The organism is Nocardiopsis sp. iso_186 (assembly GCF_056173365.1).
In genome coordinates, this window is the sequence record NZ_CM149670.1 from 969,455 (window position 1) to 989,823 (window position 20,369).

At 63.8% G+C, this 20,369-nt stretch carries 16 protein-coding genes and 3 rRNA genes; 15 read left to right on the forward strand and 4 right to left on the reverse strand.

Annotated features, from left to right (window positions below):
* Positions 1-20: 20 nt before the first annotated feature.
* Positions 21-1,337: a nicotinate phosphoribosyltransferase gene (locus tag AC0VYP_RS04355; RefSeq protein ID WP_285761973.1), complete on the reverse strand. Its 1,317-nt coding sequence runs from the start codon at positions 1,335-1,337 to the stop codon at positions 21-23.
* Between the two features lie 149 nt (positions 1,338-1,486).
* Between AC0VYP_RS04355 and clpS the strand changes: the two genes are divergently transcribed.
* From clpS to AC0VYP_RS04390, 7 genes are all read left to right on the forward strand, one after another.
* Entirely contained in the window at positions 1,487-1,777 is a 291-nt protein-coding gene (gene clpS / locus AC0VYP_RS04360) for an ATP-dependent Clp protease adapter ClpS (RefSeq protein ID WP_285761974.1), read from the forward strand.
* A 42-nt stretch (positions 1,778-1,819) separates the two neighbouring features.
* Entirely contained in the window at positions 1,820-2,362 is a 543-nt protein-coding gene (locus AC0VYP_RS04365) for a DUF2017 domain-containing protein (RefSeq protein ID WP_475472611.1), read from the forward strand.
* A gap of 78 nt (positions 2,363-2,440) precedes the next feature.
* On the forward strand, positions 2,441-2,854 hold the full coding sequence (locus tag AC0VYP_RS04370; RefSeq protein ID WP_285761977.1) for a M67 family metallopeptidase: 414 nt from the start codon (positions 2,441-2,443) through the stop codon (positions 2,852-2,854).
* 109 nt (positions 2,855-2,963) lie between these two features.
* Positions 2,964-3,242: a MoaD/ThiS family protein gene (locus AC0VYP_RS04375; protein WP_475472613.1), complete on the forward strand. Its 279-nt coding sequence runs from the start codon at positions 2,964-2,966 to the stop codon at positions 3,240-3,242.
* Positions 3,243-3,247: 5 nt separating this feature from the next.
* On the forward strand, positions 3,248-4,195 hold the full coding sequence (locus AC0VYP_RS04380) for a PLP-dependent cysteine synthase family protein (protein WP_285761980.1): 948 nt from the start codon (positions 3,248-3,250) through the stop codon (positions 4,193-4,195).
* A 115-nt stretch (positions 4,196-4,310) separates the two neighbouring features.
* The gene (locus AC0VYP_RS04385) at positions 4,311-5,117 is read left to right on the forward strand and encodes a thioesterase family protein (protein ID WP_475472616.1); all 807 of its coding nucleotides are present in this window, start codon (positions 4,311-4,313) and stop codon (positions 5,115-5,117) included.
* Between the two features lie 257 nt (positions 5,118-5,374).
* Positions 5,375-6,136 carry an MBL fold metallo-hydrolase gene (locus AC0VYP_RS04390; RefSeq protein ID WP_285761982.1) on the forward strand — a complete coding sequence of 254 codons (762 nt, stop codon included), beginning with the start codon at positions 5,375-5,377 and terminating at the stop codon, positions 6,134-6,136.
* A 20-nt stretch (positions 6,137-6,156) separates the two neighbouring features.
* Here the strand turns inward: AC0VYP_RS04390 and AC0VYP_RS04395 are convergent, their stop codons facing one another.
* Positions 6,157-6,756: a hypothetical protein gene (locus AC0VYP_RS04395; protein ID WP_285761983.1), complete on the reverse strand. Its 600-nt coding sequence runs from the start codon at positions 6,754-6,756 to the stop codon at positions 6,157-6,159.
* A gap of 235 nt (positions 6,757-6,991) precedes the next feature.
* On the opposite strand from AC0VYP_RS04395, the gene rph reads away from it, so the two are divergent.
* Both rph and rdgB read left to right on the forward strand, forming a co-directional pair.
* Positions 6,992-7,711 carry a ribonuclease PH gene (rph, locus tag AC0VYP_RS04400; protein ID WP_475472618.1) on the forward strand — a complete coding sequence of 240 codons (720 nt, stop codon included), beginning with the start codon at positions 6,992-6,994 and terminating at the stop codon, positions 7,709-7,711.
* Complete coding sequence (gene rdgB, locus AC0VYP_RS04405) at positions 7,708-8,331, forward strand: RdgB/HAM1 family non-canonical purine NTP pyrophosphatase (RefSeq protein WP_285761986.1); 624 nt, start codon at positions 7,708-7,710, stop codon at positions 8,329-8,331. The genes rph and rdgB overlap by 4 nt, the downstream gene beginning before the upstream one ends.
* 51 nt (positions 8,332-8,382) lie before the next feature.
* Here the strand turns inward: rdgB and AC0VYP_RS04410 are convergent, their stop codons facing one another.
* A complete protein-coding gene (locus AC0VYP_RS04410; protein ID WP_475472621.1) occupies positions 8,383-9,633 on the reverse strand; it encodes an Nramp family divalent metal transporter in 1,251 nt (416 codons plus the stop codon).
* A gap of 964 nt (positions 9,634-10,597) precedes the next feature.
* Here AC0VYP_RS04410 and AC0VYP_RS04415 point away from each other — a divergent pair.
* From AC0VYP_RS04415 to rrf, 3 genes are all read left to right on the forward strand, one after another.
* A 16S ribosomal RNA gene (locus AC0VYP_RS04415) occupies positions 10,598-12,130 on the forward strand.
* 399 nt (positions 12,131-12,529) lie between these two features.
* Positions 12,530-15,625, forward strand: a 23S ribosomal RNA gene (locus AC0VYP_RS04420).
* A gap of 116 nt (positions 15,626-15,741) precedes the next feature.
* Positions 15,742-15,858, forward strand: a 5S ribosomal RNA gene (gene rrf, locus AC0VYP_RS04425).
* The 16S, 23S and 5S rRNA genes sit together here, the layout of an rRNA operon.
* 165 nt (positions 15,859-16,023) lie before the next feature.
* Here the strand turns inward: rrf and AC0VYP_RS04430 are convergent.
* A complete protein-coding gene (locus AC0VYP_RS04430) occupies positions 16,024-16,332 on the reverse strand; it encodes a hypothetical protein (protein WP_285758811.1) in 309 nt (102 codons plus the stop codon).
* A 187-nt stretch (positions 16,333-16,519) separates the two neighbouring features.
* On the opposite strand from AC0VYP_RS04430, the gene AC0VYP_RS04435 reads away from it, so the two are divergent.
* The 3 genes from AC0VYP_RS04435 to AC0VYP_RS04445 all read left to right on the forward strand — a co-directional run bounded on the left by AC0VYP_RS04435 (position 16,520) and on the right by AC0VYP_RS04445 (position 20,327).
* Positions 16,520-17,452 (forward strand): hypothetical protein, encoded by a 933-nt coding sequence (locus AC0VYP_RS04435; RefSeq protein WP_285758813.1) that lies wholly within the window; start codon positions 16,520-16,522, stop codon positions 17,450-17,452.
* A 106-nt stretch (positions 17,453-17,558) separates the two neighbouring features.
* Positions 17,559-18,899, forward strand: coding sequence for a M16 family metallopeptidase (locus AC0VYP_RS04440; RefSeq protein ID WP_285758814.1), 1,341 nt, complete (start codon positions 17,559-17,561; stop codon positions 18,897-18,899).
* Positions 18,900-18,953: 54 nt separating this feature from the next.
* Complete coding sequence (locus AC0VYP_RS04445; RefSeq protein ID WP_475472624.1) at positions 18,954-20,327, forward strand: M16 family metallopeptidase; 1,374 nt, start codon at positions 18,954-18,956, stop codon at positions 20,325-20,327.
* Positions 20,328-20,369 lie beyond the last annotated feature (42 nt).

A 20,369-nucleotide genomic window follows, 5' to 3' on the forward strand; every position in this document is an offset into this window, starting at 1 on the left:
CGACGTCCCTTCGCGGGCTGCTAGGTCAGCGCCCTCTGCTCGAAAAGTGTGGGGATCGCGGGCTCACCACGTGACATCTGCCGAGCAGTCATCGGAAGCTCGGCGACAGCACGGGAGTGCCGCTCGCGCGCCGCCCCCAGCGTCTCACGGCCCACGGTTTCGCCCCCCGCCACCAACGGCACCAAGAGCGGCCGCTCCAACCGGCCGAGCTCCGGTTCGTAGTCGTATACCAGTTCCGCGCCGGCCTGACCGTGCTCGTCGAGGCGGCGCGCTCCCCACTTGCGTCCACCCCTGCTCGGCTTGCCCACCGATCGCTTTGCCACCGGTGACAACGGACTCGTCGGGTCATCACCCTGCGCGCGGGCCACCAGTTTGTAGACCAGCGATGCGGTCGGGGTACCCGAGCCGGTAACCAGAGAGGTACCCACCCCGTAGCCGTCTACCGGCGCCACGGCCAATGCCTGGATGGCGTGTTCGTCCAGGTCGCTGGTCACCACGATGCGGGTCTCGGTCGCGCCGTGCTCGTCGAGCAGTTTGCGCACCTCCGATGCCAGCACGCCGAGGTCACCGGAGTCCAGACGCACCGCTCCCAAAGAAGGGCCGGCCAGTTCCATCGCGGTGCGCACCGCACGCACCACGTCATAGGTGTCCACGAGCAGGGTCGTACCCGCTCCCAGCGCCGTCAGTTGCGCCTCGAAGGCGTGCCGCTCGTTGTCGTGGAGCAAGGTGAAGGAGTGGGCGCTGGTGCCTGCCGTGGGCACCCCGTAGCGCCGTCCCGCCTCCAGGTTGGAACTGGTGGCGAACCCGGTGATGTAGGCCACTCGTGCCGCGGCCACCGCGGCTTCCTCATGGGTGCGCCGCGACCCCATCTCGATCATCGGGCGCCCGTTCGCGGCCGATACCATCCGCGAGGCCGCGGCCGCGATCGCGCAGTCATGGTTGTAGATGGACAGCGCCAGGGTCTCCAGTACCACGCACTCGGCGAAACTGCCCTCGACCACCAGGATGGGGGAGCCGGCGAAGTAGCACTCGCCCTCGGCGTAACCCCAGATGTCTCCGGAGAACCGATAACTCGACAGCCACTCCAGGGTAGGGTCGTCCACGACTTTGGCGTCGGCGAGATGGTCCAGAGTCGGGGTGTCGAACCGGAACCGCTCAAGCGCGTCCAAAAATCGCCCGGTTCCGGCGACGACGCCGTACCTCCGGGATTCCGGCAGCCGTCGGGCGAACATCTCAAAGACCGTAGGGCGCTCCGCGGCGCCGCTGCGCAGCGCCGCCTGCAACATGGTCAGCTCGTAGTGGTCGGTGAGGAGCGCAGTGCTCCGGGACTCGGTCATGACACCCCACCCTAGTTTGTGCCTATCGGGAACAAAATCAACAGGGTATGTCTATCCGCCCACGTCCCACCCCATGGGGGATGGGACGACACGGCGCGGGTACGTCCCCGCGAGGCGGCAGCGCCGCGGCCAGAGAAGGTGATCGATTCATGACGACCATGCCGGTCGAGCTCGACAATCCTGTGCCGGAGGAGGACGTCCGACCAGAACTACCCTGGATCACGATCGTCTGGAACGACCCCGTCAACCTGATGACCTACGTCACCTACGTCTTCCAGACCGTTTTCGGATACTCCAAGGAAAAAGCGCACAAGTTGATGCTGGACGTGCACTTCGAGGGCCGGGCCGTCGTCTCCAGCGGCAGCCGTGAGGAGATGGAGCGCGACGTCACGATCCTGCACGACTACGGTCTGTGGGCCACGCTCCAGCACGACCGGTAACGCAGACGGCACACCAGAGGACAACGGGGTTTCCCACAGATCATGACCACCGGATTTCACAGCGCACCCAGGGGCGGGGCGTTCATCCAGATCGACGCCGGCGAGGCCGGGCTGCTGCGCTCCATGGCCGCACTCGTCCTCCAGCTCGTCGAGGCGCCTGAACCGCAGGACGACTTCGCCGCACTCGTGGGGATCGGGACCAGCAGCGTCAAACCCGAGGACCCGGTCCTGGCGCGGCTCTTCCCCGACGCCTATTCCGACGACGCGGAGGCCGCTGGGGATTTTCGCCGTTATACCGAAGACGACCTGCGTCAACGTAAGCGAGAGAACGCCCAGGGCGTCCTCGACCAGATCCCGCCCAGGGGCGGTGAGATCACCTTGGACCTCGCAGACGCGCATGCCTGGCTCAAAGTCCTCAATGACGTTCGGCTCGCCCTGGCCACCCGACTGGGCATCAAGGACGACATGCCCGCGGTCGAACTGGACGACGAACTGGCCGCCGACGAGAAGGCCGGCGCGCTGAGCGTCTACAGCTGGCTCACCGGCCTGCAGGACAGCCTGCTCCGGGCGTTGACGGGCGAGTGAACACGGAGGCCGCACCCGCCCGACACTAGTCATACCCAGCGGGTGGGTAGGAATATCTGCTCGGCTACGCTAAGGACCATGCTGAGGATTGATCGCTCGATCTATGACCAGATCGTCGCCCACGCCCGCCGCGACCACCCCGACGAAGCATGCGGTGTTGTCGCCGGCCCGGAGGGCTCCGACCGGCCCGAGCGGTTCATCCAGATGGTCAACGCCGAGCGCTCGCCCACGTTCTACCGGTTCGACTCTCTGGAGCAGCTGAAGGTCTGGCGCGGGATGGACGACCGGGACGAGGTCCCCGTCGTCATCTACCACTCCCACACGGCAACCGAGGCCTATCCTTCGCGCACCGACATCAGCTACGCCTCCGAGCCGGAGACCCACTACGTCCTCGTCTCCACCCGTGACGCCGACACCATCGAGTTCCGCTCCTACCGCATCATCGACGGAGTCGTCACCGAGGAACCGGTCGAGATCACCGGCGCGGGCTGACCTGCCCGGACCAGCGCCCGCGGAATCCGCGCGCGACCGCACACGTTGCATATTGCGGGCCCACGGGCCCGCCGTCAATCGCACACAGACTTCTTACGGAGAAACGCTCATGGCCATCGAGGTCCGCATCCCGACCATCCTGCGCAACCTCACCGACGGGGCCAAGGCGGTCAACGGCGAGGGCAGCACCCTCTCCGAGCTCATCACCGACCTTGACAAGAAGTACCCGGGTATCGCGGCCCGTCTCGTCGACAACGGTCAACTGCGCCGTTTCATCAACATCTACCTCAACGACGAGGACGTCCGCTTCCTCGGTGGAATCGACTCCCCGGTCGCCGACGGCGACACCGTCACCGTCCTGCCGGCCGTCGCCGGCGGCATGCGCTGACCGCCATGCGGTTCGATTCCCTTCTGGACTCCCTGGGCCACACCCCGCTGGTGGGCCTGCCGAGTTTGTCCCCGAGCCCCGAGGTCCGGTTGTGGGCCAAACTCGAAGACCGCAACCCCACCGGGTCGATCAAGGACCGGGCCGCGTTCTTCATGATCGAGCAGGCGGAGAAGGACGGCCTGCTCAGCCCCGGCTGCACCATTCTCGAACCCACGTCGGGAAACACCGGGATCTCGCTGGCCATGGTCGCCCGCCTGCGCGGCTACAAAATGGTGTGCGTCATGCCGGAGAACACCTCGGCCGAGCGCAGCCAGCTCCTCGCGATGTGGGGCGCCACCATCCACTACTCCCCGGCGGAAGGCGGTTCCAACGAGGCGGTCCGAGTCGCCAAGACGATGGCAGCCGAGCACCCGGACTGGATCATGCTCTACCAGTACGGGAACCCCGCCAACGCCCGTGCCCACTACGAGACCACGGGGCCCGAGCTCCTGGCGGACCTCCCCGAGATCACGCACTTCGTGGCCGGCCTGGGCACCACCGGGACACTGATGGGGGTCGGGCGCTACCTGCGCGAGCACCGTCCCGGGGTGCGGATCGTCGCCGCCGAACCCCGCTATGGGGAGCTCGTGTACGGCCTGCGCAACATCGACGAGGGCTTCATCCCCGAGCTCTACGACGAAACCGTGCTCACCACGCGTTTCTCCGTGCCCGCTGAGGCGGCGCTCAAGCGCACCCGAGAACTCCTCGACAAGGAGGGGATCTTCGCCGGCATCTCCACCGGGGGTGCACTGCACGCGGCCCTGGGCATGGCGGCCAAGGCCGCCAAGGAGGGGGAACGCGCCGACATCGCGTTCATCATCGCCGACGCCGGATGGAAGTACCTCTCCACCGGTGCCTACGAGGGAACGCTGGAGGAAGCCGAGGACCGGCTCGACGGCCAACTCTGGGCCTGACCGCCACCCCGGCCAAGGGACGCGGGGCACGCACCTGCGTCCCTTGGCCATCCCCCATCGGGCCAAGGCACCCCTGCCCGCGGTGCCCCTCCGCCCGTTCGCTTCAATGGAACGCATGACGCGATTCGACGACGCGACCACCGTGCGGCGTACCGACGAGGGTCACTATGCGGCCGACCTCGACTCCGGTTACCTGATCGGTTCGGCGCTCAACGGCGGCTATCTCATGGCCGTCCTCCAGCGGGCCGTTCTCGCCGAATCCGACCACCTTCACGCGGTCTCCTCCTCCTACACGTTCCTGCGCCCCGCAGGGCCGGGCCGGGCGCTCGTCCATGCCGAGGTACTCAAACCGGGGCGCACGGTCACGACCGTGCGGATCGGCCTCGAGCAGGACGGCAAAGCCATCGTCACCGGCACGGTCGCTACCGCGACCCTGGACCGCCAAGCCGTTCCCGACTACGAGTCGGTCCCGGCAGAGGTGGCGCCCATCGGCCGCTGCCGGAGTTTCGACCCGCGCGCGGATCCCTCCGCCGCGATGGAATTCGCCGACCGGATCGACCTGCGTTTCGCCCCCGACTCCTATGCCGCACTGGCGGGGCAGGAGCCTGCCACGGGTCCCGACCTGCGGGGCCACCTCGACCTCAGTGCGGTCAACGGAGGACCGGTCGCCGACCCCCTCACCTTCCTCCCCCTCGCCGTCAACGCCCTCCCGCCTGTGGTCAGCGTGCTCTCCTCATGGAGCTGGGCTCCCACCGTGCAGCTCTCCTGGCAGTTGCGCGCACTGCCAGAGCCGGGGCCCTTGGCCTTCCACGCCCGTGCCGACCTGGTCGCGGACGGCTGGTTCGACGAGAACGTCAACCTGTGGGACGTCAAAGGCCGCCTTGTCGCCCAAAGCCGCCAGCTCGCCCGGATCGGACGGTGAACGTCGATGTGACACGTTTCCCACCAGGTGCGCCAAAGGCGGGCGAAAAGACCAGCAGTGAATACTTTGACCTGGCAATACGGCATAAGGTGGATTGTGTGATCGCCTCACGTGTGATTCACATCGCCTGAGGCGCCAGCCACAATGCGTACCGCCGTACCGGTCATTGGGGTAGACCCGTATCCACCCGGAAAAGTTGGAGACAGCGCCCTGAGCCGCGGTCTCCGGAGCCAACTCACCGAAAAGGCTTAGACGACGTGCGACTCACCATCATCGGCTCATCCGGGAGCTTCCCCGGCCCGACCAGCCCCGCGTCCTGTTACCTGATCGAGGCCGGCGGTTTCCGGCTGCTTCTGGACCTCGGAAACGGAGCACTCGGTACGCTCCAGCGCTATACCGACATCTACGCCATCGACGCGGTCTACCTCTCCCACCTGCACGCCGATCACTGCTTCGACCTGTGCTCCTACTGGGTCGCCCGGACCTTCCCCGAAGGTGGCCCCAAGCCCCGGATCCCTGTCTACGGGCCGCCCGGTGTCGCCGAGCGCATGGCGGAGGCTTACGGGCTCGACCCTCGGCCGGGCATGAGGGAGACCTTCGACTTTCGCGAGATCGCGCCGGGCCGCCGCGGAATCGGTCCCTTCACCGCTGCTTTCGACCACGTGAACCACCCGGTCGAAGCGTTCGGGATCCGCTTGGAACACCACGGCTCCTCCTTCGCCTACTCCGGTGACACCGGAGCCTGCGACGAGCTCGTCGAACTCGCCCGCGACACCGACCTCTTCCTGTGCGAGGCGTCCTTCCAGGACCACAAGGAACATCCCAAGGACATGCACCTCACCGGAAGCGAGGCCGGCGAGCACGCCAGTCGCGCTGGTGCACGCAAACTGCTTCTCACGCACCTCGTGCCCTGGAACGACAACGAGCGCACCCTCGCCGAGGCGCGCGGCACCTACAACGGCCCTCTCGGTCTGGCACAAAGCGGTGACGTCCACATGATCACCGCCCCGACACGCTGACGCAGCAGCCGCGGAGCCGGTCAGGCCGGTAGGTCGCCAGCTCCGGCCACAACGATCTCCACGAGCTGCTCCTGGGCCAGTCCCAGCCCCACCGAGGTCGCGGCCACGCTGACCCCCGGCAGGTACAGCACAGCATTTCGTCCCTGTGTGCCAAGGTCCACGTACTGCAGCTTGCCGCCGAGTGCGTCGGTCACGGGCGTCGTGTAAAGACCCATCGTCGCCTCCGCCTCCGGATCGGCCCCTTCCGGATCGGCAAACGTCTCACCCGTCTGGAACTGCACGAACAATCGCTTGCCGGTGTCTGGTTTCCCCCAGCGACAGGTCAGTACCGAACCTTCGGCGGTCTCCCCGAACGGTAGACCCCGAACGTGGGGTGCCGCCGCGTCGGCGGCGGCCGACCCCTCGCACGCCTGCGGGAGCCCCTGGGCCAACGGCTCCCGCGCCGGTGACGCCGACGCGGACGGTAGCGCCTCCCCGTGCCGACCCGATGCCGTTGCGGTCGCAGACGGCTCGTCCGGCGGCTGCTCTCCGGAAGCCGTCGAGCCGCAGCCGGTCAGAACGGCGGTCAGCACACCGGTAACGAGCGCGCTCGCCATCGGGGCACACGGGTTCAGGTTCATGGTGGCGAGGTCCTCGCGATCAGTGGGCAAAGACGGCCGCCCCGCGCCAGATGAGGACGGGGCGACGCGCAGGCGGTTCCCCTATCGTGGCACCCCTGCCCGCCGTCCCGACTTCCTGCAAGGGGAGATTCCATCCCGGATGCGCTTCCCCCGTGGTCGGACGCGTCCGACCGGCTGCGGATGGTGACACCCCGAACGGCGGTGCACGGCCGTTCGCCCGGATAGGCTCGATCGCATGCCTCGACCCGACGGACGTACTCCGAACGAACTCCGCCCCGTGACCATCACCCGCAACTGGCTCAGGCACGCGGAAGGCTCCGCCCTCGTCGAATTCGGCGACACCCGCGTCCTGTGCGCCGCCACAGTCGAGGACGGCGTCCCCCGCTGGAAGCGCGGGACGGGAGAGGGCTGGGTCACCGCCGAATACGCGATGCTGCCCCGCTCCACCGATACGCGCGGTGCCCGCGAGTCAGTCAAGGGCAAGATCGGCGGTCGCACCCACGAGATCTCCCGCCTCATCGGACGTTCCTTGCGCGCGGTCGTCAACTTCAAGGCGATGGGCGAGCACACCATCACCCTCGACTGCGACGTCCTCCAGGCCGACGGCGGGACCCGCACCGCGGCGATCACCGGTGCCTACGTCGCCCTCGCCGACGCGGTCAAGTACCTGCGCAAGCGTCGCAACCTCAAGAACAATCCGCTGACCGGTTCCGTCGCCGCCGTCAGCGTCGGCGTCATCCAAGGGCAGCCCCGCCTCGACCTCAACTACCTTGAGGACTCCGTCGCCCAGACCGACATGAACGTCGTCGTCACCGGCACCGGAGAATTCATCGAGGTTCAGGGCACCGCGGAGGGCGCGCCCTTCGACCGGGCGCTGCTCGACTCCCTGCTCGACCTCGCGGTCGGCGGGTGCACGCAACTCACCGACATCCAGAAGAAGGCGCTCGCGGGATGAGCCGGATCAGCACGCTGGTACTCGCCACGCACAACGCCAAAAAAGTCCCCGAAATGCGGGCCATTCTCGCCGAGGCAGGACTCGACATCGACGTCGTCGGCCTCGATGACCATCCCGGAGCACCGGACGTGGCCGAGACCGAGAGCACGTTCGCCGGTAACGCGCTGCTCAAGGCCAGGGCCATCGCCGCCCACACCGGCCTGCCTGCGGTCGCCGACGACTCCGGGCTGCGCGTGGACGCGCTGAACGGGATGCCCGGGGTGCTCTCGGCACGCTGGTCAGGCAGGTTCGGCTCCGCCACCGGGGACAAGGATGCCGCGAACCTCGCTCTCGTCCTCGACCAGTTGGCCGATGTTCCCGAAGAGCGGCGCGGCGCCGAGTTCGTCTCCGCGGCCGCCCTGGTGCTGCCTTCGGGAGAGGAGCACGTCGTCGAGGGGGCCTTCCGGGGAACTCTCACCACCGAACCCCGCGGCACCAACGGGTTCGGCTACGACCCGGTCTTCGTCCCGGAGGGACACAGCCGCACCGCCGCTGAGCTGAGCCCGCAGGAGAAGAACGCGATCAGCCATCGGGGCATCGCTTTTCGTTCCCTCGCAGTGAAGCTGCGGGAACTCGGGTGAGCATCGGGTGTCCCGGCCCCGGGGAGGGCCGGGGCGCCCTCCTGTCCATCCCTAGAACAGACCTGAGACCATCCCGACCAGTTCGTTGCCGCTGACGATCAGGAACAGCAGGCCCGCCAGTGCCAGGCCCGTATTGCTCAACCAGCCGTTGCGCCACTCGGCCGGCGTCCGGCTGGAGTTCAGCAGCCACATCAGCGTCAGTGCCAGGAACGGCATGAAGAACGCGCCCAGGGCTCCGTAGAGCAAGACCAGTTCGAACGGTCGGTCGAAGAACAGCAGCGCCATCGGCGGGAACGTCAGCCACAGCAGGTAGCCGCGAAATTCCACGCTCTCCTCGCGTTCCTCCACCGGGCGGTTCGTTTTGCCGCGGAGATGTCCCAGGAAGTCGGCGAACATCAGGCTCACGCCGTGCCATACCCCGAGGATCGAGGAGAAGGCCGCGGCGAAGAAGCCGATCAGGAACAGCACCGCGATCGGCCGGCCGAAGCGCTCGCGCAGAATCTCCGAGAGGTCCAGCAGTCCCCGGTCGCTTTCGACCAGCGCGATGTTGGCGGTGTAGAGGAGCTCTGCGCCGACCACCAGCATGGCGATGACGAAGATACCGGTCATGACATAGGCAACCCGGTTGTCCCAGCGCATGACCTTGATCCAGGTGGCGTCGCGCCACCCCTTGGCGTTCACCCAGTAGCCGTAGGCAGCCATGGTGATGGTGCCGCCCACACCGCCGATGAGTCCCAAGGTGTAGATGGTCAACCCCTGCGGAAGAGTGGGGACCAGGCCGGTGGCCATGTTGCCCAGGTTCGGGAGCAGGATGACCGCCAAGCTGACCACGGTCACGAACATCAGGCCGATGAACGCGGTCATGACTTTCTCGAAGACCGGGTACTGGTTGAACCAGACGAACACCAGTCCTGCGATGCCGGCCAGCATCGCCCACGCCCAGACCGGCAGCACGGGGAACAGCGCGTTGAGGGGGAGGGCGGTCGCCGACATCGCAGTCGCACCGTAGACGAAGCCCCAGATGACGATGTAGGGGCCGAAGTAGAAGTGGGTCCAGCGACCCAGACTGCTCCAGCCGTCGAAGATCGTCCGCTCGGTCGCCAGGTGCCAACGTCCGGTTGCTTCCGCAAGCGAGATCTTCACCAGGCAACCGACGATCGTCGCCCAGAGAAGGGTGTAGCCGAATCGTTCGCCCGCGATGAGGGTGGCGACGAGGTCTCCCGAACCGACGCCGGTGGCGGCGACGACGATGCCGGGACCGATGAGCCGCCAACTCGCCGGGCGCTGCTTGGTCACTGCCATGCGGCCTCCTTTACGAACTCGTTAACGATGCACAAATCGTAATCAAGAGGTCACTTGATGCAATAGTTCGATGGTAGACGTCACGTGATTGATACGAAACGGCACTCTGTGTAGCCAAAGTGATGATGATGGATCCGGGCGATGCAAGCGGTCGCCGGGTTCTTGCCGAACGCGGTCCGGGGTCCTCCGGGGGTCGGGTAGTGTTCTCCGAGTCGCCACGAACCGGGTCCGTCGGATCCACTCGGGGCGGCACTCTTTTCCGGAAGGTTCCGGTCGAAGCATTGACTTCGGGCGGGTACTCTTGAAAAGAACACGGTCTTCCGGGAACTGAGCCCCTCATCTGAGTGGGAGCAGCCGGGTCCGGACTCCACGGATTGAAGAGGATGTTTCGGCATCCGCTCCTCCGATTCCCATCTGCAGCAGGAGCGATCTCATCGCCCCTGTCTCGGGTGCTTCACCATTCTGGCTTTGTCGTCAGGAATTCCGGTGTAGGCAAAATGAGAATCGGGGACTTGAATTCTTAAAGTCGCAAAGCTTGCACCACGCCGATTTGGCGGGATCGCAAGACCGCGATAAAGTGGAGGCGCAACGGAGCGGAAATGCACGGGAAACCGGGCAGGGAAACTCCACTCCCAGCTTCATCAAGGGTTTGCGAAAAGCGCGGATTTGCGCCGGAACAAACACCCTGATAAAGTCGGGAACACAACAAAGCGGAAACAACGCCGCACCGATACGAAGAGCGTGACACGCGGGCCTGGCCCGCTGGGAATGCTTGTAGACGGTTAAGCGGTTGCTTTTTGAGAACTCAACAGCGCGTGTTTATTTACTTACAGCCAAGTTTGTTTTGGCTCCCGACCATCACATTGTGATGGTGAGGGATTCCTTTGATTGAATGTCAGTTTGATGTTCAGTCAGGGTTGACGCCATCTAGGTTTCCACGGTCTTCGGGTCGTGGTGGTAGACCTTAATGGAGAGTTTGATCCTGGCTCAGGACGAACGCTGGCGGCGTGCTTAACACATGCAAGTCGAGCGGTAAGGCCCTTCGGGGTACACGAGCGGCGAACGGGTGAGTAACACGTGAGTAACCTGCCCCCAACTCTGGGATAAGCCGAGGAAACTCGGTCTAATACCGGATATGACACGCTCCTGCATGGGAGGGTGTGGAAAGTTTTTTCGGTTGGGGATGGACTCGCGGCCTATCAGCTTGTTGGTGAGGTAATGGCTCACCAAGGCGATAACGGGTAGCCGGCCTGAGAGGGCGACCGGCCACACTGGGACTGAGACACGGCCCAGACTCCTGCGGGAGGCAGCAGTGGGGAATATTGCGCAATGGGCGAAAGCCTGACGCAGCGACGCCGCGTGGGGGATGACGGCCTTCGGGTTGTAAACCTCTTTTACCACTCACGCAGGCTCCCAGTTTTCTGGGGGTTGACGGTAGGTGGGGAATAAGGACCGGCTAACTACGTGCCAGCAGCCGCGGTAATACGTAGGGTCCGAGCGTTGTCCGGAATTATTGGGCGTAAAGAGCTCGTAGGCGGCTAGTCGCGTCTGCTGTGAAAGACCGGGGCTTAACTCCGGTTCTGCAGTGGATACGGGCTGGCTAGAGGTAGGTAGGGGAGACTGGAATTCCTGGTGTAGCGGTGAAATGCGCAGATATCAGGAGGAACACCGGTGGCGAAGGCGGGTCTCTGGGCCTTACCTGACGCTGAGGAGCGAAAGCATGGGGAGCGAACAGGATTAGATACCCTGGTAGTCCATGCCGTAAACGTTGGGCGCTAGGTGTGGGGACTTTCCACGGTCTCCGTGCCGTAGCTAACGCATTAAGCGCCCCGCCTGGGGAGTACGGCCGCAAGGCTAAAACTCAAAGGAATTGACGGGGGCCCGCACAAGCGGCGGAGCATGTTGCTTAATTCGACGCAACGCGAAGAACCTTACCAAGGTTTGACATCACCCATGGACTCGTGGAGACACGGGGTCATTTAGTTGGTGGGTGACAGGTGGTGCATGGCTGTCGTCAGCTCGTGTCGTGAGATGTTGGGTTAAGTCCCGCAACGAGCGCAACCCTTGTTCCATGTTGCCAGCACGTAATGGTGGGGACTCATGGGAGACTGCCGGGGTCAACTCGGAGGAAGGTGGGGATGACGTCAAGTCATCATGCCCCTTATGTCTTGGGCTGCAAACATGCTACAATGGCCGGTACAGAGGGCGTGCGATGTCGTAAGGCGGAGCGAATCCCTAAAAGCCGGTCTCAGTTCGGATTGGGGTCTGCAACTCGACCCCATGAAGGTGGAGTCGCTAGTAATCGCGGATCAGCAACGCCGCGGTGAATACGTTCCCGGGCCTTGTACACACCGCCCGTCACGTCACGAAAGTCGGCAACACCCGAAACTTGCGGCCCAACCCTTCGGGGAGGGAGTGAGTGAAGGTGGGGCTGGCGATTGGGACGAAGTCGTAACAAGGTAGCCGTACCGGAAGGTGCGGCTGGATCACCTCCTTTCTAAGGAGTCATTGAAGCCGACTGTTTTTCCTATCATGGTCGGTTGACTCGAGAGTGGAACCGATGCTGGTTGCTGATGCTGGTGCCTTCGATGGGTGCTGGTGGGTGGCTGGAGTGTTCGGTCTTGGTTGTTGAGTGGATGAACTTTGCCCCTGGTTTCCTAGAGCTGGGGGGCGCGCTGTTGGGTATCTGAGGAAGCAACCGATACCGGCTTTCTTCATCGTTAAGGGTTTGGTCGTGCGAGTGTGCCGGCTGGGCTTGGTGGGGAGGGTTGGTGGTTGTTTTCTGGTGCCGCCTCAAAGAACTCTTGGTGAGGATTTTTTCTCGTTGAGTGGTGTTTGGGTTTGCGGGTGGTGTTTTGATTTGTGAATAGTGTGCGCGAGCATCTTGTATCTGTGGTGGCCAAGTGATAGTGGCACACGGTGGATGCCTTGGCATCAGGCGCCGATGAAGGACGTGGGAGGCCGCGATAGGCCACGGGGAGCTGTCAACCGAGCTTTGATCCGTGGGTGTCCGAATGGGGAAACCTAGCCCGAGTTGTGTCGGGTTGCCGCTACCTGAATGTATAGGGTAGTTGGTGGTGACGCGGGGAAGTGAAACATCTCAGTACCCGCAGGAAGAGAAAACAATAGTGATTCCCTGAGTAGTGGTGAGCGAAAGGGGATGTGGCTAAACCGTGCGCGTGTGATACCCGGCAGGGGTTGCGTGTGCGGGGTTGTGGGATGTGCTGTGTTCAGTCTGCCGGCTGGGCGCGATGATGGTCTGATTAGCCGAAACTGGTGGTAAACGGTACCGGAGTGGGTGAGAGTCCCGTAGGTGAAGATCAGGTCTAGTCGTTGGTGTATTCCCGAGTAGCGCGGAGCCCGTGAAATTCCGTGTGAATCTGGCAGGACCACCTGCTAAGCCTAAATACGTCCTGATGACCGATAGTGCACTAGTACCGTGAGGGAAAGGTGAAAAGTGCCCCGGTGAGGGGTCGTGAAATAGTACCTGAAACCGTGTGCTGTCAAGCCGTCAGAGCCTGGACTCCTTGTGGGTGGTGGGTGATGGCGTGCCTTTTGAAGAATGAGCCTGCGAGTCATGGTGTGTGGCGAGGTTAACCCGGGTGGGGTAGCCGTAGCGAAAGCGAGTCTGAATAGGGCGTTTGAGTCGCATGCTGTGGACCCGAAGCGGAGTGATCTACCCATGTCCAGGGTGAAGCGGAGGTAAGACTTCGTGGAGGCCCGAACCCACCAGGGTTGAAAACCTGGGGGATGAGGTGTGGGTAGGGGTGAAAGGCCAATCAAACTCCGTGATAGCTGGTTCTCCCCGAAATGCATTTAGGTGCAGCGTTTCGTGTTGCTTGCCGGAGGTAGAGCTACTGGTTGGCTGATGGGCCCTACAAGGTTACTGACGTCAGCTAAACTCCGAATGCCGGTTTAAGTTAGCGAGGCAGTGAGACTGCGGGGGATAAGCTTCGTAGTCGAGAGGGAAACAGCCCAGATCATCAGCTAAGGCCCCTAAGCGTGTGCTAAGTGGGAAAGGTTGTGGAGTTGCTGAGACAACCAGGAGGTTGGCTTAGAAGCAGCCATCCTTTAAAGAGTGCGTAATAGCTCACTGGTCAAGTGATTCTGCGCCGATAATGTAACGGGGCTTAAGTACACCGCCGAAGCTGTGGACTCAACACTTTTGTGTTGTTTGGTAGGGGAGCGTCCTGCACGAGGTGAAGCTGCGAAGTGATTCTGTGGTGGATTGTGTGGGAGTGAGAATGCAGGCATGAGTAGCGAAACCAGTGTGAGAAACACTGGCGCCGATTGACTAAGGGTTCCTGGGGCAGGTTAATCCGCCCAGGGTGAGTCGGGGCCTAAGGCGAGGCCGACAGGCGTAGTCGATGGATAACGGGTTGATATTCCCGTACCCGTTCATACGCGTCCAATACTGAATCCTTTGATGCTAACCACCACTGAAGCTCATTTTCGCCTTCGGGTGTTTGTGGGTGGAGGCGTGGGATCCGATTGGGTAGTAGGTAAGTGATGGGGTGACGCAGAGGGGTAGCTCTACCGGGCGATGGTTGTTCCCGGGTCAAGCGTGTAGCCTGGAGCATAGGTAAATCCGTGTTCTGTGAAGGGTGAGGCGTGACGTCGAGGCGTTGAGCTGAAGTGAGTGATCCCGTACTGTCGAGAAAAGCCTCTAGCGAGTGTGTGGGCGGCCCGTACCCTAAACCGACGCAGGTGGTCAGGTCGAGTAGACCGAGGCGATCGGGTGAACCATGGTTAAGGAACTCGGCAAACTGTCCCCGTAACTTTGGGAGAAGGGGAGCCCTGTCTGGTGATCGAGTTTTCCTCGTGAGCTGGGTGGGGTCGCAGATACCGGGGGGAAGCGACTGTTTATTAAAAACACAGGTCCGTGCGAAGTCGTAAGACGCTGTATACGGACTGACGCCTGCCCGGTGCCGGAACGTTAAGAGGACTGGTTAGATACTTTTGTGTCGAGGCTGGGAATCTAAGCGCCGGTAAACGGCGGTGGTAACTATAACCATCCTAAGGTAGCGAAATTCCTTGTCGGGTAAGTTCCGACCTGCACGAATGGCGTAACGACTTCCCCGCTGTCTCAACCATGGGCCCGGTGAAATTGCACTACGAGTAAAGATGCTCGTTTCGCGCAGCAGGACGGAAAGACCCCGGGACCTTCACTATAGCTTGACATTGGTGTTTGGGATGGTTTGTGTAGGATAGGTGGGAGCCGGTGAAGCTGTCACGCTAGTGATGGTGGAGGCGTTGGTGAAATACCACTCTGACTGTTTCGGGCATCTAACCTGGGACCGTGATCCGGTTCGGGGACAGTGTCTGGTGGGTAGTTTAACTGGGGCGGTTGCCTCCTAAAGAGTAACGGAGGCGCCCAAAGGTTCCCTCAGCCTGGTTGGCAATCAGGTGTTGAGTGTAAGTGCACAAGGGAGCTTGACTGTGAGACGGACGTGTCGAGCAGGTGCGAAAGCAGGGACTAGTGATCCGGCACCGGCGTGTGGAAGCGGTGTCGCTCAACGGCTAAAAGGTACCCCGGGGATAACAGGCTGATCTTCCCCAAGAGTCCATATCGACGGGATGGTTTGGCACCTCGATGTCGGCTCGTCGCATCCTGGGGCTGGAGTTGGTCCCAAGGGTTGGGCTGTTCGCCCATTAAAGCGGCACGCGAGCTGGGTTTAGAACGTCGTGAGACAGTTCGGTCCCTATCCGCTGCGCGCGTTGGAGACTTGAGAAGGGCTGTCCCTAGTACGAGAGGACCGGGATGGACGAACCTCTGGTGTGCCAGTTGTCCTGCCAAGGGCATGGCTGGTTGGCTACGTTCGGGAAAGATAACCGCTGAAAGCATCTAAGCGGGAAGCTTGCTTCAAGATGAGGTCTCCCACCACTTCGAGTGGGTAAGGCCCCCTAGAGACGATGGGGTTGATAGGCCGGATGTGGAAGCCTTGTGAGGGGTGGAGCTGACCGGTACTAATCGGCCGAGGGCTTGTCCATCGCAGATGACTGGATGCTCGCGCACACTATTCGTTTTTGGCTGGCTGCCTTTTTTGGTGGTTGGTTTTCCGTGGGTTTCCCGCGCTCGCCTGTTGGGTGGGTGGTTGGGTGGAGGTTTACGGTGGTCATAGCGGGAAGGAAACACCCGGTCCCATTCCGAACCCGGAAGTTAAGCTTTCCAGCGCCGATGGTACTGCCTCCTTGCTGGGGTGGGAGAGTAGGACGCCGCCGTAATTGATGTTGGTTGGGCTCGTTTGGTTGCCTCTTGTGGGGGTGGCTGGGCGAGCCCTTCCGCATTTGTGGGGGAAATCGAGAAAATATCGGAACGGGCCGCTCCGGTTCTTCCTCCGCACAACCAGTACGAAGGAAGAACCAGTAACCGGACGTCAATCGGCCCGGTCAGGCCGAAGGGCTGTCGCGCGGGTTTTCCCGAGAACCTTCGTGCCGTTCAAGGTAGTCCAGATAGACCGGACGCAGCGCCTCGCGCAATTCGTGATCGCCTTCGCGTTCGGCGATCAGTTCGCTGAACAGATTGGATGCCTTCAGCGCACCGGTCTCCCCGGCTTCTTGACGACCGGTGGCGGCCTCCGCAGCCGGAATGCTTTGCACCAGTTCCCAGAGGTAGGTCGCGTCCCATCGCTCACGGGCCAGGGCGACAGCGCGCCGCCGAAGTTCGTCGGTGTCGAGTCGGTCGAGATCTGCACTCATTCCCCTCCCTTACCCGTAGTGCCACGGCGTAACTTCTTCCACGCAGATCCCCGGGCCGGCTCCAGGGCGGGAAAGCCTCCTGCTGAGAGCCCCGGAGGCCCGCAACCGCGGCGGGATAAGGGAAACCGGTCCTCGCCGCACCGTCATTGACGGTGTGCCCCCGGGAGGTTTGGGAACATATAGCGCCATGGCCCTCCAGCGCTCCACGGCGGCGGGTGCCGCCGCTTTCCTGGTGCTGTGCGCGCTCTCCGGATGCGTTTCCGCCCCCCAAGACGATCCCGGTTCATCGCAGACGCAGGCCCCTCCGAGCGGGGCGCCCCCGCAAGGGGGGGATTCCCCGAGCCCTCCGGCCCCCGACCCCGGTCCGGTCGAAGGGGACCCCGACACCCCCATCCCCGCCCCGGACGCCCCGCCCGAGACACCCGGCGACCTGGTGTCCGCGATCCAACGGGCGGTACTGACCAGAGAGACCGTCCGCTACCAGGCGACCGCTTCCCTCGGCGGTATCCGCAGGGCAGAGGCCAGCGGTGGTTACGTCTTCCACGCAAAAGACTCCATCGACTTCACCGCGGACCTCGACATGCGCAGCAGGAGCGGTGACGATTACGCAGCACAGGCCGTTGCGGTGGGTGACAGGTTCTTTCTCAAGCCACCGACCACCGACGGCCTTCCTTCGGGGGCCGAGTGGGTCGGCCGTTCACGTGCGGACTTCGAGGACCCGCCCGAGCCCAGGGCCCTCTACTCCGAGGCCATCCGTGCGATCTCGGGGATCCGGGACTGGAGCATGATCGCCGCCTCCAGCGAGCTTCTTCCCTCCGGTCGGCGCACCGTGAACGGGGTGACCGGCCGTGGCCACCGGGCGACCTTCTCAGTCGTGGACGGCATGAACAACGTGAGCGGTACGGGAGGCGCATGGCGAGTGCTACAGGACCTGTCCGCCCAGGGGGTCCGGCAGATCACCTTCACACTGTGGGTCGATGACGACTATCTGCCCGTTGCGGTGATCGTGCAGATGAAAAGCGAGGACGGTCCGGCTCACGTGGATCTCACCTTCACCGACTGGGGGGACACCCTTGAATTCCCGGTCCCCGACCCGGGGGAAGTATGGAATCGGTCCTGAAACCCACGTTTCACACCCCGCGTTTCCGCCCGTGCACATAACGTGGCATTGAGTGAGCGGGCCGGTACCCGCACGCTCGGCCGAGGGCATAGGCTCGAAGCTCCGCATGACATCCGTTCAGCAAGGGGTGCAAAGACTGGTGACGACGACCAACGGCGCGGCTAAGCAGATCACGCAGCACACCCTGGACAATGGACTCCGGTTGGTGATTGCTCCGGCCGCAACCGGTCAGGTGGCCGCCGTCAACCTCTGGTACGGGGTCGGCTCCAGGCACGAGGTCCCGGGCCGCACCGGGTTCGCGCACCTCTTCGAACACCTGATGTTCCAGGGAAGTGGCAACGTCCCCAAGGGGGACCACTTCGATGCGATCGAGCGACTGGGCGGCGACATCAACGCCTCCACTTCGAGTGACCGCACCAACTACTACGAGACGGTTCCCGAACACGCCCTCGACCTCGCCCTGTGGCTGGAGGCCGACCGTCTCGCCACCCTGCGCGAGGGAATGGGGCAGGAAGTCCTGGACAACCAGCGCGACGTCGTCAAGAACGAGCGTCGCCAGCGCTACGACAACATCCCCTACGGAACTGCCTTCGAGCGCATCCTTTCCCACGCCTACCCGCCGGGGCATCCTTACCATCACCCGACTATCGGTTCCATGGCGGACCTGGACGCTGCCGACCTCGAGTACGTGCTCTCCTTCCACAAGGCGCACTACGGTCCGGACAACCTGGTCCTCACCGTGGTCAGTGCCCTCGACCCCGACGACGTGCACGAGCGGGTCAAGCACTATTTCGGCGGCATCCCTGCGCGCGACGTCATCGCCGAGGCGCCCGACGCCACCCTGGAAGGACCCATCGGCGGGCCCAAGAGCGAGGTCGTCACCGAGAACGTCCCCGCGCCCGCGGTCTTCCTCATCTACCGGGTCCCCGCCTACGGCACGCGCGAGTTCGACATCATGCAGTTGGCCTCCGCCGTACTCGGCCAAGGACAGGGCAGTCGGCTCTACCGCAGGCTCGTCGTCGAGCGCGGCCTCGCCAACGACGACGGTGGTTCGGCAGCCGACCTGGTCAATTTCCGTTACACCCCCGGCCTGTTCTTCGTGAGCATGATCGCCAGGGACGGCGTCACCGGCGACCAGCTGGAGGAGGCCATGCTCGACGAGATCTCGACCCTGGCCGACGGCATCAGCGAGGAGGAGATGGAGCGGGCCCGCGCCGTTCTGGAGCGCGACCACCTCCAGTCGATCTCCACTCCCGGAGGGCTCGCGGACTCCCTCGGCAGCTGCACGCAGCTGTTCGACGACCCCACCCTCGTCTACACCTGGCCGCAACGTTGGGCCGCCATCAGCACCGACGAAGTCGTGGAGTACGCCAAGCGTCTTCTCACTCCGGAGAATCGCCTCTCGGTCCGTTTCGAGGACGAAGAGGCCCCGGACGCCGACGCCTGATCCGTCGCCGCTGTATCAGCCCAACGCGCATCCTGATGTAGAGGAAGATCCGTCTTGAGCAACCTCCAGACCCGCCCAGTGCTCGGTGAGCCCACGCGCTACACCTTCCCCAAGCCCCAGCGCCTTCAGGTCGGGGGCGGCACTGTCGTGGCCATCGATATTCCCGGCCAGCCCTACGCCGCCATCCGGCTCGTCCAGCCGGCCGGTGGCATCAGCGAACCGGCCGATCTCATGGGTGTCGCCGCGCTGACCAACGAAGCCCTTGAGGACGGCATCCACGGCAACAGCTCGCTGGCGCCTTCGCTGGAACGCCACGGCGCGGAGTGGGTGTCCCGGATCGGCTGGGACAGCTTCATCACCGGTGTTGATGCTCCGGCCAACCGCATCGCCGACGCCGTTGGGCTGTTCGCCGAGGCTCTGCGCACTCCCGCTCTGCGTGACGAAGACATCGTCCGTCGCCGTGACCAGCTCATTGAGAGCTTCTGGCTGGAGGCGTCGGTCGCCTCCACCCTGGCCGCGCGTTCCATCGGGGGCCAGCTCTTCACCGGCCGCTACGCCACGCCTCTCAGCGGAGGGCCGGCAGGACTGCACGAACTCACGCCTGAAAACGTGCGCCGGTTCCACGCCGACTCCGTGGCCTCCGTCGCGGGCACCCTCGTTGTGGTCGGTGACCTTTCGGGCGTTGATCTGGAAGCCCTCGGAAGGACCGTGTTCGGTGACGCCCTCGCCACGCCGGCCCGCCACACCGTTGCTCCGGATCCCGCCCCGGGGGACCTGCCGCGTATTCTTCTCCTGGACCGCCCCGGCTCCGTGCAGTCCGCACTGATCCTGGCGCACCGGGCTCCGGCGCGCTCCCAGGTCAACCTGCCCAAGGTCGAAGGGATGAGTGACGTGCTGGGCGGGATGTTCACCTCTCGCCTCAACATGGAACTGCGCGAACGCCTGGGTTACACCTATGGTGTCGGGTGCCGCTTCGATCTGCGTCGCGACAGCGGTGTCTTCGTGATCAGCACCCAGGTCGAGGCGCCCACCACGGCGCATTCGATCACCGCCACGCTAGAGCAGATCGCCAAGTTGAAGGACGAGGGTGCGACCGAGGGCGAGCTCGCCGCGGTGCGCGAGTCCAACACGGTCGGTCTTCCGGTGAGCTATTCCACAGCCGGCCGTCTGGCCGGTGCCCTCGTCGAGTCCGTCGTGCACGATCTGCCCGAGGACCATGTGGACCGGCTGCGTGCAGGGTTCGAGCGGCTCACCGCCGACGATCTCCAGCAGGCCGCCCGCGATTACCTGCACCCGCAGGAGTCCGTCGTCATCGTCGCGGGAGACGCCGAGACCCTTCGGGAGCCGCTCGCCGAGACCGGATTCGGACCGGTTGAGGTTCGCGATCCCGAGACGCTTTGGGCCGTACCTGGTTCCACCACCCCCTGAATGGCAAAATCAGGCAAAGGAGAGGGAAAGCGCGGCATGTGA

Bases quoted from the DNA above. Each gene is read 5' to 3' on its own strand.
- AC0VYP_RS04355 (WP_285761973.1), bottom strand. From the start codon at position 1,337: ATGACCGAGTCCCGGAGCACTGCGCTCCTCACCGACCACTACGAGCTG.
- clpS (WP_285761974.1), top strand. From the start codon at position 1,487: ATGACGACCATGCCGGTCGAGCTCGACAATCCTGTGCCGGAGGAGGAC.
- AC0VYP_RS04365 (WP_475472611.1), top strand. From the start codon at position 1,820: ATGACCACCGGATTTCACAGCGCACCCAGGGGCGGGGCGTTCATCCAG.
- AC0VYP_RS04370 (WP_285761977.1), top strand. From the start codon at position 2,441: ATGCTGAGGATTGATCGCTCGATCTATGACCAGATCGTCGCCCACGCC.
- AC0VYP_RS04375 (WP_475472613.1), top strand. From the start codon at position 2,964: ATGGCCATCGAGGTCCGCATCCCGACCATCCTGCGCAACCTCACCGAC.
- AC0VYP_RS04380 (WP_285761980.1), top strand. From the start codon at position 3,248: ATGCGGTTCGATTCCCTTCTGGACTCCCTGGGCCACACCCCGCTGGTG.
- AC0VYP_RS04385 (WP_475472616.1), top strand. From the start codon at position 4,311: ATGACGCGATTCGACGACGCGACCACCGTGCGGCGTACCGACGAGGGT.
- AC0VYP_RS04395 (WP_285761983.1), bottom strand. From the start codon at position 6,756: ATGAACCTGAACCCGTGTGCCCCGATGGCGAGCGCGCTCGTTACCGGT.
- rph (WP_475472618.1), top strand. From the start codon at position 6,992: ATGCCTCGACCCGACGGACGTACTCCGAACGAACTCCGCCCCGTGACC.
- rdgB (WP_285761986.1), top strand. From the start codon at position 7,708: ATGAGCCGGATCAGCACGCTGGTACTCGCCACGCACAACGCCAAAAAA.
- AC0VYP_RS04410 (WP_475472621.1), bottom strand. From the start codon at position 9,633: ATGGCAGTGACCAAGCAGCGCCCGGCGAGTTGGCGGCTCATCGGTCCC.
- AC0VYP_RS04430 (WP_285758811.1), bottom strand. From the start codon at position 16,332: ATGAGTGCAGATCTCGACCGACTCGACACCGACGAACTTCGGCGGCGC.
- AC0VYP_RS04435 (WP_285758813.1), top strand. From the start codon at position 16,520: ATGGCCCTCCAGCGCTCCACGGCGGCGGGTGCCGCCGCTTTCCTGGTG.
- AC0VYP_RS04440 (WP_285758814.1), top strand. From the start codon at position 17,559: ATGACATCCGTTCAGCAAGGGGTGCAAAGACTGGTGACGACGACCAAC.